Raw genomic sequence first — 12,396 nt, forward strand, 5'->3', positions numbered from 1 at the left:
CAGCCGGTCGTGGTCATGGGCCACGGCGGGGGCGGCGCCCTCTCCGCCGAACTGATCGAGCAGGTCTTCGCCCCCGCGTACGGCAACGCCCTCCTCGCCGGGATGACCGACTCCGCCGTCCTCCACCTCGGCGGCGCCCGGCTGGCCCTCTCCACCGACTCCTACGTCGTACGGCCGCTGTTCTTCCCCGGCGGCTGCCTCGGCGACCTGGCCGTCAACGGCACCGTCAACGACCTGGCGATGAGCGGCGCCCGGCCCGCCTACCTGTCCGCAGCCTTCGTCCTGGAGGAGGGCGTCGAGCTGACCGTCGTCGAACGCATCGCGCGCGCCATGGGCGCGGCCGCCGAGACGGCCGGTGTCACCATCGCCACCGGCGACACCAAGGTGGTCGAGAGCGGCCACGGGGACGGGGTGTACGTCACCACCGCCGGCGTCGGCCTGGTCCCCGAGCGCGTCGACATCCGGCCGCAGCGGGCCCGGCCCGGCGACGCCGTCATCGTCAGCGGGCCGATCGGGCTGCACGGCGTCGCCGTGCTCAGCGTGCGCGAGGGGCTGGAGTTCGGCGTCGAGATCGCCAGCGACACCGCACCGCTGGCCGACCTGGTCGCCACCATGCTGGACGTCACCCCCGACATCCACGTCCTGCGCGACCCGACCCGCGGCGGCCTGGCCGCGTCGCTCAACGAGATCGCCCGCGCCTCGGGAACCGGGGTCCGGCTGGCCGAGCGCGCCGTTCCGGTACCGGAGGCGGTCGCCAACGCCTGCGGTTTCCTCGGCCTTGACCCGCTGTACGTCGCCAACGAGGGGCGGCTCGTGGCCTTCGTCCCGCCGACGGAGGCCGAGGCCGTCCTCGCGGCGATGCACGCCCATCCGCAGGGCGCCTGCGCGGCGGTCATCGGCCAGTGCGTGACCGAGCACCCCGGCATGGTGGTGGTGGCGACGGGACTGGGCGGCACCCGGGTCGTCGATCTCCCGCTCGGGGAGCAACTGCCCCGCATCTGCTGACGGCGTCCGTCGGCGGCGAACGTCGACGACGTCTGTTGACGACGTCTGTTGACGACAGGGCGATGACCCCGCCCGTGCCCCGGATCGTCCCGGGCACCGGCGGGGTCATTCGACCGCGGTGATCTCCAGTTCCCGGCCGCAGCGCAGCTCGGTGGAGGGACGGTCGCAGTGCGGGCACCAGAAGAACGGTGGCATGCCCACCGCGAACTCCTCGGCGCACGGCTCGCACCAGGCCCGTGCGGTCACCTGCTCGACCACGAGCCGGGCGCCGGCGAGGGCGGTGCCGTCGCGGGCCATCTCGAAGGCGAAGTCCAGGGCGTCGGGGACGACCCCGGACAGTTCGCCGACCCGGACGGTCACCGCGGAGACGCTGTCCGCGCCGTCCGCCCGGGCCCACTCGTCGGCCTGCTCGACGATCGCGGTCGCGATCGACAGTTCGTGCACGTCCGGCTCACGGATACCGGTGACCGGCGCGCGGCCCGCCGACGATGCGCCAGATCTTCATCTCGCGCATCAGGGCGGGGATCTCGGTGACGAACAGCGCCAGGATCAGCGCGCCGACCACGGCGACCTCGGCGGTCAGCACGCGCTGGGCCGCCGTTCCGGTTCTGCTGCGTTGCGTCTTCATAGCGGGCACTCCCTGCTCTGTGTCACGCGGGCGGGATGTTCGGCATGACGTCCAGCAGGACGTCGTGCTGCTTCCAGTCGATGCCGGTCGAGCGCCGCGCGTCGGCGGTGCCGTCCCGGTGGTGTCCCCTCTGGGTGGTGTAGGGACCCTCGTTGCCCTGGTGGATGCCGGGCACGTGGGACGGGGTGTCGGGGCGGGCCTGGGCCCGGCCGACTCGGATGCTGCCCATGGGTTGCTCCTTCCTGTGCTGCCGTTCCTCGAAGCCGCTCGCCTCGCACGGGCGCCCGTCTCAGGGCCGCTCGGCGAGCTCCTCGAAGAAACGCTCCACGGCCGGCCACATCCGGCCGCCGCCGGACAGGCCGCGCCACTCCCGGCGGACCACGGCGAGCATGCGGAAGCAGTCGTCGACCGGGACGATCCAGTGGTGGTCCAGGCCGTGCACGGTGTTGACCAGCAGGGCCTCGACGTCGGGGGTCATGCCGGCCAGGGGCGGGCAGCCGGCGACCGCGCGCTGCCAGGCCGCCGCCGCCACCTCCCAGCGCATGGCCCCCGCCGGGCTCGGCCCCTCGGCGGTGACCGAGCCGTCGGCGCGCGGTACGAAGAAGACCAGGCCGACCGGGACCCCGAGGGCCGCCGTGTCGACCTTCGGGAGGCGGACCCGGCGGGTGGGGATCAGCCGGAACTGGCCGTCGCCCGCGCCGGTGCCCTGCCGGGTGTCGGCGAACAGCACCGAGCAGGCACGGCAGGCACAGCGGACCTCGGCCTGCCCGGTGTCGTACAGATGCGGATGCTCCTCGGCCAGCGGCTCGGCGCACAGGTCGCACACCTCCGCCCCGGCCGCCGGCTGCCGGTCGGCCGAGGAACGGATGAGGCGGGCCAGGGCGCCGCCTGCGGGTGTCCGGGTGGTCACCGGGCCTCCTGCGGCCGGCGCAGGGAGTCCAGGGGGACGAAGGCGGGCGCCGGGGCCTCGGGCACCGGCTGCACGTCGGCCAGCTCGGGGGCCGCGGCGAGCACCGCCTCCCGGACGGCGTCGGTCACCTCCGTGGTACCTCCGCCGCACCCCGAGCCGCAACCGCCGCCCGCGGCCAGCCGCACCCGGCCCACCTCGCCCTCCAGCCCGGCCCACTCGACGTCACCGCCGCGCTCCTGGACGGCGGGGCGCAGCCGCTCGACCGCGCGGGCGGCCCGGTGCTCGGGCGGGTCGGGGTGGATGTCGTGCAGGACCAGGAGGTGGTCGAGGAGCTCGTCGTCGGCGAGCTGCCGGACGGCCGCGGCGTCCGCGTGGTCGAGGACGCGGGCGAGTGCCTCGCCGTAGACCTCGGTCAGCAGCCGTACCGCCTCGACGGCCGAGCCGCCGGTCGGCCCCGGAGCGGATTCCAGGCTCTCCAACAGCGCGTCGAGCCGGGCCAGCCGGGCCTCGACCGCCGGGCCGTCGAGCCGTCCGGCGTCAGCCATGGTTCGCCCCGTACACCGGCGAGTGCGTGACGCTCAGCGTCTTGCCCTTGCCCGTGTACATGTGGACACCGCACGGCAGACAGGGGTCGAAGCTGCGGACCGTGCGCATGATGTCGACACCCTTGAAGTCGTCCGGGCCGTTCTCCTCGAAGATCGGCTGGCCCATGACGGCGTCCTCGTACGGGCCCGGGGTGCCGAACTTGTCGCGGGGGCTGGCGTTCCACGGGGTCGGCGGGTACGGGTGGTAGTTGGCGATCTTCTTGTCCTTGATCACCAGGTGGTGCGAGAGGACCCCGCGCACGGCCTCGTGGAAGCCGCAGCCGATCGCCTCGTCCGGCACCTCGAAGTCCTCGAACACCTTGGTGTCGCCGGACCTGACCAGACCCATCGCCTCGTCCAGGAACTGCAGGGCCATGGCGGCCGCGTAGGCCACGAAGTACGGCCGGGCGCGGTCCCGTTCGAGGGTGTTGGACCACTTCGGGATCTTCCACTCCAGCGTGGTCTCCGGCAGGCTCGCGCCCTTGGGCAGCGAGATCCGCACGCTGGTGCCGGTGGCCTTGATGTACGGCGTGTCGACGATGCCGCTCAGCGCGGTCGACCAGAGCCGGGCCAGCGGGCCGCCGCCGGTGTCCAGGGCGAGGTGGTCGCCGGTGCGCTGGTCGAACCAGCGCGGGCTCATCACCCAGCTGTAGTTGCCCTCGAAGTCCCGCTTCTGCGGCACCGGCAGGGTGGTCTGGTTCCACGGGTGGCGCATGTCGACGGGGTTGCCGAGCGGGTCGTGGGTGACGAACGGGTCCTCGTTGACCCAGTCCTCGTAGAACGAGGAACCCAGCATGATCCTGAGGCCCAGGTTGATGTCGACCAGGTTGTTGGTGACCAGCTCGCCGTCGACCACGATGCCCGGGGTGACGTACATCGCCTTGCCCCAGCGGTTCATGTTCTCGTACTTGTAGTCGACCACTTTCGGGTCCTGCCAGGCGCCCCAGCAGCCGAGCAGGATGCGGCGCTTGCCGACCTCCTCGTAGCCGGGCAGCGCCTCGTAGAAGAAGTCGAAGACGTCGTCGTTCATGGCGACGGCCTTCTTCACGAAGTCGATGACGTGCATCAGCCGGCTGAGGTAGTCGGTGAACGCGGTCGGTGACGGCATGGTGCCGACACCGCCCGGATAGAGGGTGGAGGGGTGCACGTGGCGGCCCTCCATCAGGCAGAACATCTCGCGGGTGGTCCGGGAGACCTTCAGGGCCTCCTTGTAGACCTCGCCCTCGAAGGGGTTGAAGGCCTTCATGATGTCCGCGATGGTCCGGTAGCCGTGGATGTCACCGCGCGGCGCGTTGGTCTTCTGGGCGCGGGCCAGGACGCTCGGGTTGGTGGCCTTGACCATCTGCTCGCAGAAGTCCACGAAGACCAGGTTGTCCTGGAAGATCGTGTGGTCGAACATGTACTCGGCCGCTTCGCCGAGGTTCACGATGTGCTCGGCCAGCGGGGGCGGCTTCACGCCGTACGCCATCTGCTGGGCGTAGTCGGAGCACGTGGTGTGGTTGTCGCCGCAGATGCCGCAGATCCGGGAGGTGATGAACCCGGCGTCGCGCGGGTCCTTCCCCTTCATGAAGACGGAGTAGCCGCGGAAGAGGGAGGAGGTGCTGTGACACTCCACCACCTCCTTGTTGGCGAAGTCGATCTTCGTGTAGATGCCCAGGTTTCCGATGATCCGGGTGATCGGATCCCAGGACATGTCCACGATCTGCGCGGGCTTGCGCCCTTTCTGCCGGGCCTCTGTTGTCATCGGCGTCGCTGACCTTTGCTGTGGGGGAGTCGGTCGGTGGGGGTGGGGGTGAGGTGTGTCAGGGGCGCCAGCGCGGGGCGTAGCCACTGGTGAGCTTGCGCTTGTTGTGGCGCCACTTGGGCTCGTGGTTGACCAGTTCGTTGGTGAAGCCGCGCAGCCTGCGGATGACCGCCCCGTACGGCTTGATCGCGAGCGAGGAGAGGGTGCCGCCGGGCGGCTCGTCCATGAACGGCATGAACGCGTCGGGGAAGCCCGGCATGGTGCAGCCGATGCAGATGCCGCCGACGTTCGGACAGCCGCCGATGCCGGCCATCCAGCCCCGCTTGGGCACGTTGCAGTTCACGACCGGACCCCAGCAGCCCGTCTTGACCAGGCACTTGGGCGAGTTGTAGTCGGCCGCGAAGGTCGCCTGCTCGTAGTAGGCGGCGCGGTCGCAGCCCTCGTGGACGGTGCGTCCGAACAGCCACTGCGGCCGCAGCATGTGGTCCAGCGGCGGCGGGGGAGCGGTGCCGGCGGCGTGGTAGAGCACCCAGACCAGGGTCTCCATGAAGTTCTCCGGCTGGACCGGGCAGCCCGGGATGTTCACCACCGGCAGCCCGCCCTGCGACTTGTAGTCCCAGCCGAGGTAGTCCGCGAGGCCCATGGCGCCGGTCGGGTTGCCGGCCATCGCGTGGATGCCGCCGAAGGTGGCGCAGGTGCCGACGGCCACCACCGCCCAGGCCCGGGGGGCCAGTTCGTCGATCCAGTCGTTGAGGGTCTGCGGCTGGCCGGTCTCCGGGTGGTTGCCGAAGGACGTCCAGTAGCCGTCGCCCTCGATGATGTTCTGGTTCGGGACGGAGCCCTCGATGACGAGGATGAACGGCTTCAGTTCGCCCCGCGCGGCCGCCCGGTACGGCGCGAGGAAGTCCTCGCCGCCGAGGCTGGGCGAGAGCACCTTGTTGACCAGGTTGACCTTCGGCATCCCCGGGATCAGGCCCAGGACCAGGTCCTCGATGGAGGGCTGGTCGGCGGCCGTCACGGAGACGGTGTCGCCGTCGCAGCTCATGCCCTCGGAGATCCAGAGGATGGTGATCTCGTCGAACCCCTGGTGTTCGCCGTCGGCTCGGCCGGGTTCGGCGGCGACGGCCGCGGTGCCGTTCTTGCTGGTGCTCATACGCTAGGCCTCCGATGGAGTGGGCCCCGGGGACGGCTCGGCAGCCGCCGCTGGATCCGGGACGTCGGTGCCCCCGAGCGGCTCGACTTCGTCGGGCCGGAAGTAGTGGAAACGGCCGTACCAGCCGTGCAGTTCGGCCGCCGGGTCGTCGTCCACGGTGACGGCGAGATGGGTGCTGCCGTCCACGTCGTGGAAGACGGCGGCCACGGTCGCGGTCCGGCCGGCCAGGAACATGTCCTGGGCGTCGGCGCCCCTGCCCCGCGGGCACAGCCGCACCGGGCTGCCGCCGCCGACCCGCACACCGTCGACCAGCACGGTGTCGGTGGCCGGGGAGAGCCCGTCGTCGCCGCACTCCTGCCACCAGGCGGGCCGGGATCCGCCACTGGCGGCCTCGCCGGCCGGGCTGAGTGAGCGGATGGCGCCGTGCAGCCGCTCGAAGACCTCCGGCGGCATGGTGTCGACGCGGTCGAGGATCTCGGCGGCCCGCGGGTCGGTGGCCCGCGCCTCCCGCTTCTCCTCGTCCGTCAGCAGCATGGTGCGCAGGGTGAGGATCTCGTCGATCTCACCGGCGTCGTGCAGATCACCCGGGCTCTCCGGCGCCACCTGCGGATGGTCGGGGAGGATGATCGGCGAGGAGAGCAGCAGGGCGGACACCGAGCCGTCCGTGGGGGCGGCGGCGGGGGGAACGCCGCCGAGTACCGGGAAGGTGAAGTCGTTGCGGCAGTTCCGGGCGGCATCCTGGAGGGCGGGGCCCGGGTCGATCAGGGAGACGAACTCCGCGCCCTCGACTGCGAGGAGGGTGTGGGTGGCGATGAGCGCGTGGCGCAGGGCCCGGTCGCGCGGGGCGTGCGGATCCCCCACGTGCCCTTCGTTCGCGGTGCGCACCCGGAGCCGCAGGAGACCGTCGCCGAGCCGCTCGGCCACGAGGACGGTACCCGCCCGTACTTCCTCCCGGCGCCGTACGACCCGCCCGGCGCCGGAGGGCAGCTCCGCCGTTCCGGTGCCGCCCGGGGAGCCCACCGGAAACACGTGTTCGCCCTCGGCCAGCGCGACCGTGAACTCGGCCTCGCGGGTCACCGCCTCCTCGAAGGTCAGCTGCACGGTCCCGTCGTCGCAGCCCAGCGACTCGACCGGCCGTCCGGCGCCGTCCTCGACCTGCTTGTGCTGCACCTGCAGGTACCGCACCCGCAGCCGTAGGACCGCATCCGGCCGGTGCACCCGCACCAGACATTCCGTCTGCTGGTACCAGGAGTCCGCCGAACCCGACACACCCGGGCTGACCGGACCGTCGGCCTCCACCCAGTCCCGGGGGAAGAGGACCCCGAACTGCCAGCGGGCACGATTCTTCGGCGAGGACCGCCGATAGGGGTAGAGGAGGTAGCCCTCGTAGAGCACGGCATCGGCGACGGCACTCATCTGCTCGAAGGTCGGTACGGGGCGGCCGGAGCCGTCCACCGGGGCAGTGCGGGGCGCTCTGCCGTCGACCAGTCCCTCGGCCATGCAGCCTCCTCGGATCCGTGCGCGCGCCCATACCTTCCACCACGGTCACACCGGTCACGCCCGCTCGCCTCTTCTGGCCGAGCGGCGTTGGGCCGGACGGGGGAGTGGGGGTGGGTGGTGCGTGGGCGTACGCCGGGTCAGCGGGCCGAGGGGCCGGTCAGGGCGCGACGAAAAGGGCGGGGAAGCGGGGCCCGAGCCAGGGCTTGCGGCCGAAGGCGAGCACCTGGCCCCGGGCCATCGCCAGCCACGGGTTGCGGCGGCCGAGGGCGATGAGCAGGAAGGCGACCGGATCGATGAGGATCGTGCAGTCCGCGCGGTCCTGCGGTTCCGGCGCCACCTGGACGGCACCGTCGGTGAGGGTGACGCCGAAGGCGCTGTCGGCTCCGCGCAGCCGGATCGTGTAGCGGGCGGTCAGGCCGGCGGTGGCCGAGCCGTCCGCCACGGCCGGCATCACCGAGAGCATGAAGGGCATGCACCAGGCGACCCGTTCGGTGTCGATCATGTGCGGGCGCCGCAGGGCGCGGGCGAGATCGTAGCCGTGCCCGAGCATGTGGGTGAGCAGGTAGGAGGCGAGGACGGACCGGTCCATCGGGCCGAGCGGGGTCACCGGCGCCGGGCCGTCGGACGTCGCGGCCAGCGCGTCGGCGCAGCGCTCCGCCTGCTCGGTGATCATCGCCGCGAGCGGCGCGGCCCGGCGTTCCCCGAACGCGGCCAGCGACTCGGTGTTGGCCGCCGCCAGGCTCTGCGGTGTGCCGTCCCCGTACGGGCGTTCCCGGCCCTGGGCGAGGTCGGCCATCAGCTCGTTGGCCAGCGCCAGATGGGCCGCCGCCTCGCCGACCGTCCACTGCGATCCCGGTACGGCGCCGCTCGTGTCGGAGACGCCGTCGAGCACGGCCGTGATGTCGGCGGCGGTCTGCCGTATCGCCTGCCCGAGCCCCGTGGGCAACGCCCCTCGGGCGTCCTGCCCTGCCGCCTGATCCACGCTGGTCACCCCTGTTCTGTCGCGCGGTACCCAATCAGACGTACGGGCGCACCACAACCCCCGCGGCGATCACCGCGCCCCGAGCCCCCGCAGGAAGGTGTCGACGACCGTGTCGGCGGCCTGGGCCGCGCTGAGCTCGGGCAGCTGCTGCGACGCCAGATGCATGAGCTGCGGCAGCAGTGAACTGGCCCAGGCGAGGGGGAGGTCGTCGCGGAGCAGCCCCTCGTCGGTGGCCCGCCGCAGGAAGCCGTCGACCTCCCGGACCAGGGCGTCGCGCCGCTCCCGGATCGTGTCGTCGGCCTTCAGCCGGGTGAGCTCCACCGGCCACGTGCGATTGACGCCGATGATCTCCTCGACGTACCGGTGCAGCGCCACGGCGACCGGGGCCTCCCGCAGCCTGGCGTGCTCGACGGCCCGCTCGACCGCGTCGTAGCGCGCCTCGTAGACGGCCGCCAGCAGCTCGTCGCGGGATGCGAACCGCCGGTAGACGGTACGCCGGTCGACACCGGCCTCGGCGGCGATCGCGGCGATGCTCGCGCCCGGGTCGGCGGCGAGCATACGGGCCCCGGTCGTCAGGACGGCTTCCAGATTGCGCGCTGCGTCGGCTCTCACGCGCCGAGCATAGCCGCGGATGTGGAGCCTGCCACACCTAATGGCACATCAATGAGTCGACACAGGCTCTAAGTGCTACATTGATGTGACAGATAGTGGACGGCGGCGGACAGTGACGGACGGCAGGACCGGTTCGCCTGGTTCGCCCGGTTCGCTTGCATCCCCAGGAGAGGGCACATGATCACTTACGACCGTCTGTACATCGCGGGCTCCTGGACGGCGCCCAGCGACCCGGAACTGCTCGACATCCGCTCACCGCACGACCAGGCCGTCATCGGCCGTGCCGCCCAGGCCCGGCCCGCCGACGTCGACCGCGCCGTGGCCGCCGCGCGGACCGCCTTCGACGAGGGCCCCTGGCCGCGGACGACCCCGGCGCAGCGCATCGCCCTCATACGACGGCTGAACGCCCTGCGTGAGGCCGACGCCGAGCGGATCGCCGACCTCGTCTCGGCCGAGAACGGCTCGGCCCGCTGGTTCACCCGGGCCGGTCAGCCGGGGCTCACCCGGCAGGCCGAGGCCTACCTCGGGGCGGCGGAGGGGTTCGGCTGGGAGGAGACGCTGGAGTCCGCCTCCTCGGTGCGGACCGTGGTGCGCCGTGAGCCGATCGGTGTCGTGGCCGCCGTCATCCCCTGGAACTCCCCGTTCTCGGCGGCCATGGCGAAGATCGTCCCCGCGCTGCTGGCCGGGAACACGGTCGTCCTGAAGGTGTCGCCGGAGAACTCGCTGAGCATGGGGCTGCTCGCGGAGCTGCTGGAGCGGACCGGGCTGCCGGAAGGCGTGATCAGCGTGGTCCCCGCCGACCGCGCGACCAGTGAGTACCTGGTCTCGCACCGCGGCGTCGACAAGATCGCGTTCACCGGCTCGACCCGGGCCGGCCGCAGGGTCGCGGCCATCGCGGGGGAGCAGCTGAAGCGGGTCAGCCTGGAGCTGGGCGGCAAGTCGGCCGCGGTCATCCTGCCGGACGCCGACCTCGACCGGGCGGTACAGGGGCTGAAGTTCGCGTCCCTCCTCAACAACGGCGAGTCGTGCATCGCCCAGACCCGCGTCCTCGCCCCGCGCAGCCGGTACGAAGAGGTCGTCACCGCGCTCAAGGACCTCGTGGAGTCGCTCAAGGTCGGCGATCCGGCCGACCCCGACACCTTCATCGGCCCGATGGTCCGCCGGGACCAGCAGCAGCGCGTGCGCGACTACATCGAGCTCGGCATCGAGGAGGGCGCCCGGCTCGTCACCGGGGGCCCCCAGGTCCCGCCGGGGCTGGAGAGCGGGAACTACGTCACCCCGACCGTCTTCGCCGACGTCGACAACTCCCTGCGGATCGCCCGGGAGGAGATCTTCGGCCCGGTCCTCGTGGTCATCGCCTACGACGACGAGGACGACGCCGTACGGATCGCCAACGACTCCGAGTACGGCCTATCGGGCGGCGTGTGGTCCGCCGACGAGACCCACGCCCTCGAGGTCGCCCGCCGGCTGCGCACCGGCACGGTCACCGTCAACGGCGCACCCATCTCCTTCGACGGCCCGTTCGGCGGCCACAAGGCCAGCGGCATCGGCCGCGAGTACGGCGCGGCGGGGCTTGCCCAGTATGTGGAGTACAAGTCGGTGACGCTGCCGGCGTCCGGGGCCTGACCTGGAACGTCGCTGGGCTGGTCGGACGCTCTGACATCGCGTCGGCAACTCGCGCGATGTCCCTGGATTCTCGGGGATTTCCCGGGATTTTCCGCTCGGTGTGCACTGCGTCCGATGACCCGGGCGATGGGGGACCGGCGATGCACACGGTCGGTGTGGCGGGCGCTGATTCAGTGCCGTTCTCCGTATTGTTCTGCGGTCTGCTGATCTTTCTTCCGGGTGTGGTTCCGGGTGCGTGGATTTTCCGGGCGAGAGTCCTTCCAGGGAAAGGGTGACTGCCATTTGATTCGGTGGTTGTGCATTGTGCAGATGGAAAGGGTCGCGTATTTCGGTTGCTTACGCGCCCGGTCGCGACGGTGGAGGACGCCTGCCCAGAGGGTCGAGAGCGCCGCGGTCGTGACGAGTACCAGGAGCAGCTGGGAGGTGTGGGAACCGGCGCTGTCCGCGGCGCGGGCGACCGGGTTGGGAGCGCCGAGGCGGTCGAACAGCCAGCCCAGGGCGGCAACGGCGGTGAGAGTCGCGCAGGTGCTGCGCAGGGCCGAGTGCCGGGGGAGCCGGGACAGCAGGAGCAGGCTCGGCAGCGCGAGGACGACGAGCAGGAGCTGCACCGCCTCGATACCGAGGTTGAACCCCGCGAGACTGAGGGCCAGTTGGGAGGTGGAGAGGTTCATCTCGGCCAGGGTGAGGGAGAACGCCAGGCCGTGCCCGAGTCCGAACACTCCGGCGACGACGGCCTCGTGCCCCGGGAAGAGCGGCCGCATGGCGTGGACCGCGCCGACGAGGATGCTCAGGGCGATGAACACCTCCACGGGTTGGGCCGGGATGTCCAGGCGGCCGAAGGCGCTCAACGCGAGCGCGAGGGAGTGCCCGACGGTGAAGGCGAGGGTGGTGCGGGCGATGCGGCCCGCGGCGGTCCGGGCACCGACCGTCCCGCGCCAGCGCTTCCGGTCGGTGCGCATCGTCGCGGGCAGCAGGAGGATGAGCAGGAAGAGCAGGTGGTCGGTGCCTTCGAGGATGTGGGTGGCGCCGAGCCGGAACATGGCGTAGGTCCCGCTCCAGGCGCTGCCCTTCTCCAGGTCGACGGTGAGGTTCGGGACCGTCATGTTCCGGGTGTTGATCCGGATGACGCCCACCTGGGTGGCGGCGTCCCGGCCGGTGCCGGACACCTTGCCGGTGGCCCAGTCCTGACGGACGGAGACCAGGGCGACGTGGGTGACGACCTGGTGGACGATCACGTCGTAGCCGAGGAGGAAGTGGCGTGGATCCCCGCCGGACGGCGGCGTGAGCGTGGCGTGGACGGTCAGTTCGCGGTAGGTGCCGGTGGAGGTCTGCTGCGCCCGGCCCAGCGCGATGTCCCCGAAGGAGACCGCCCAGGCCTTTCCGCTGACGGTGGTGGGGTGCAGGTGGGCGGCCAGATAGGTGCGGATCGCGGCCGTCCTCGCCGGCAGCCCGGCCTTGGTGGTCTCGTCCAGCTCGATACCGCTGGCCCGGGAGAAGTCACTGACCGGAAGCTCCAGTTCGGCCGAGACCGAGGTCTCGTGCACGTCGAGCAGGAGCACCGAGTGAGGCATGGGGTGCGCCACGGCGGGCGGCGCTGCCAGAAGCAGCGCCGCCATCACCGCTACCGCGACCCCTGCCATCATGCGCAGTGC

At 71.7% G+C, this 12,396-nt stretch carries 13 protein-coding genes; 2 read left to right on the plus strand and 11 right to left on the minus strand.

What is annotated here, in order from left to right:
* Nucleotides 1-15 precede the first annotated feature (15 nt).
* A complete protein-coding gene (hypE, locus tag ABZ887_RS13920; protein WP_361288030.1) occupies nt 16-1,005 on the plus strand; it encodes a hydrogenase expression/formation protein HypE in 990 nt (329 codons plus the stop codon).
* A gap of 105 nt (nt 1,006-1,110) precedes the next feature.
* Here hypE and hypA read toward each other — a convergent pair whose 3' ends face one another.
* From hypA to ABZ887_RS13970, 10 genes are all read right to left on the minus strand, one after another.
* Nucleotides 1,111-1,449, minus strand: coding sequence for a hydrogenase maturation nickel metallochaperone HypA (gene hypA / locus ABZ887_RS13925; RefSeq protein WP_361287655.1), 339 nt, complete (start codon nt 1,447-1,449; stop codon nt 1,111-1,113).
* A 7-nt stretch (nt 1,450-1,456) separates the two neighbouring features.
* Nucleotides 1,457-1,633, minus strand: a complete 177-nt coding sequence (locus ABZ887_RS13930; protein WP_361287658.1) for a hypothetical protein — start codon at nt 1,631-1,633, stop codon at nt 1,457-1,459.
* Between the two features lie 22 nt (nt 1,634-1,655).
* On the minus strand, nt 1,656-1,862 hold the full coding sequence (locus tag ABZ887_RS13935; protein WP_089103625.1) for a hypothetical protein: 207 nt from the start codon (nt 1,860-1,862) through the stop codon (nt 1,656-1,658).
* A 60-nt stretch (nt 1,863-1,922) separates the two neighbouring features.
* Nucleotides 1,923-2,543, minus strand: coding sequence for a DUF5947 family protein (locus ABZ887_RS13940; RefSeq protein WP_361287662.1), 621 nt, complete (start codon nt 2,541-2,543; stop codon nt 1,923-1,925).
* Nucleotides 2,540-3,088: a NifU family protein gene (locus ABZ887_RS13945; RefSeq protein WP_361287665.1), complete on the minus strand. Its 549-nt coding sequence runs from the start codon at nt 3,086-3,088 to the stop codon at nt 2,540-2,542. Before ABZ887_RS13945 ends, ABZ887_RS13940 begins: the two co-directional genes overlap by 4 nt.
* Nucleotides 3,081-4,871 (minus strand): nickel-dependent hydrogenase large subunit, encoded by a 1,791-nt coding sequence (locus tag ABZ887_RS13950; protein ID WP_361287668.1) that lies wholly within the window; start codon nt 4,869-4,871, stop codon nt 3,081-3,083. The genes ABZ887_RS13945 and ABZ887_RS13950 overlap by 8 nt, the downstream gene beginning before the upstream one ends.
* A 58-nt stretch (nt 4,872-4,929) precedes the next feature.
* Nucleotides 4,930-6,024, minus strand: a complete 1,095-nt coding sequence (locus tag ABZ887_RS13955) for a hydrogenase expression protein HypE (protein ID WP_361287671.1) — start codon at nt 6,022-6,024, stop codon at nt 4,930-4,932.
* A 3-nt stretch (nt 6,025-6,027) separates the two neighbouring features.
* On the minus strand, nt 6,028-7,440 hold the full coding sequence (locus ABZ887_RS13960; protein ID WP_361288033.1) for a hypothetical protein: 1,413 nt from the start codon (nt 7,438-7,440) through the stop codon (nt 6,028-6,030).
* Nucleotides 7,441-7,681: 241 nt separating this feature from the next.
* Nucleotides 7,682-8,506 carry a maleylpyruvate isomerase family mycothiol-dependent enzyme gene (locus ABZ887_RS13965; protein WP_361288036.1) on the minus strand — a complete coding sequence of 275 codons (825 nt, stop codon included), beginning with the start codon at nt 8,504-8,506 and terminating at the stop codon, nt 7,682-7,684.
* Between the two features lie 69 nt (nt 8,507-8,575).
* Nucleotides 8,576-9,064 (minus strand): TetR family transcriptional regulator, encoded by a 489-nt coding sequence (locus ABZ887_RS13970; RefSeq protein ID WP_361288039.1) that lies wholly within the window; start codon nt 9,062-9,064, stop codon nt 8,576-8,578.
* A 231-nt stretch (nt 9,065-9,295) separates the two neighbouring features.
* Here ABZ887_RS13970 and ABZ887_RS13975 point away from each other — a divergent pair, with 231 nt between their 5' ends.
* Nucleotides 9,296-10,744 (plus strand): aldehyde dehydrogenase, encoded by a 1,449-nt coding sequence (locus ABZ887_RS13975; RefSeq protein ID WP_361287674.1) that lies wholly within the window; start codon nt 9,296-9,298, stop codon nt 10,742-10,744.
* A gap of 170 nt (nt 10,745-10,914) precedes the next feature.
* On the opposite strand, the gene ABZ887_RS13980 is transcribed toward ABZ887_RS13975, so the two are convergent.
* Nucleotides 10,915-12,315, minus strand: a complete 1,401-nt coding sequence (locus ABZ887_RS13980) for a HupE/UreJ family protein (protein ID WP_361287677.1) — start codon at nt 12,313-12,315, stop codon at nt 10,915-10,917.
* Between the last annotated feature and the right edge of the window lie 81 nt (nt 12,316-12,396).

Origin of the sequence: Streptomyces sp. NPDC047061 (genome assembly GCF_040643955.1) — a bacterium.
Classification (GTDB): Bacteria; Actinomycetota; Actinomycetes; order Streptomycetales; family Streptomycetaceae; genus Streptomyces.

Excerpts from the sequence above, each read along its gene's own strand:
- hypE (WP_361288030.1), top strand. The coding sequence starts at position 16 with ATGGGCCACGGCGGGGGCGGCGCCCTCTCCGCCGAACTGATCGAGCAG.
- ABZ887_RS13930 (WP_361287658.1), bottom strand. The coding sequence starts at position 1,633 with ATGAAGACGCAACGCAGCAGAACCGGAACGGCGGCCCAGCGCGTGCTG.
- ABZ887_RS13935 (WP_089103625.1), bottom strand. The coding sequence starts at position 1,862 with ATGGGCAGCATCCGAGTCGGCCGGGCCCAGGCCCGCCCCGACACCCCG.
- ABZ887_RS13945 (WP_361287665.1), bottom strand. The coding sequence starts at position 3,088 with ATGGCTGACGCCGGACGGCTCGACGGCCCGGCGGTCGAGGCCCGGCTG.
- ABZ887_RS13950 (WP_361287668.1), bottom strand. The coding sequence starts at position 4,871 with ATGACAACAGAGGCCCGGCAGAAAGGGCGCAAGCCCGCGCAGATCGTG.
- ABZ887_RS13955 (WP_361287671.1), bottom strand. The coding sequence starts at position 6,024 with ATGAGCACCAGCAAGAACGGCACCGCGGCCGTCGCCGCCGAACCCGGC.
- ABZ887_RS13960 (WP_361288033.1), bottom strand. The coding sequence starts at position 7,440 with ATGAGTGCCGTCGCCGATGCCGTGCTCTACGAGGGCTACCTCCTCTAC.
- ABZ887_RS13970 (WP_361288039.1), bottom strand. The coding sequence starts at position 9,064 with ATGCTCGCCGCCGACCCGGGCGCGAGCATCGCCGCGATCGCCGCCGAG.
- ABZ887_RS13975 (WP_361287674.1), top strand. The coding sequence starts at position 9,296 with ATGATCACTTACGACCGTCTGTACATCGCGGGCTCCTGGACGGCGCCC.
- ABZ887_RS13980 (WP_361287677.1), bottom strand. The coding sequence starts at position 12,315 with ATGCCTCACTCGGTGCTCCTGCTCGACGTGCACGAGACCTCGGTCTCG.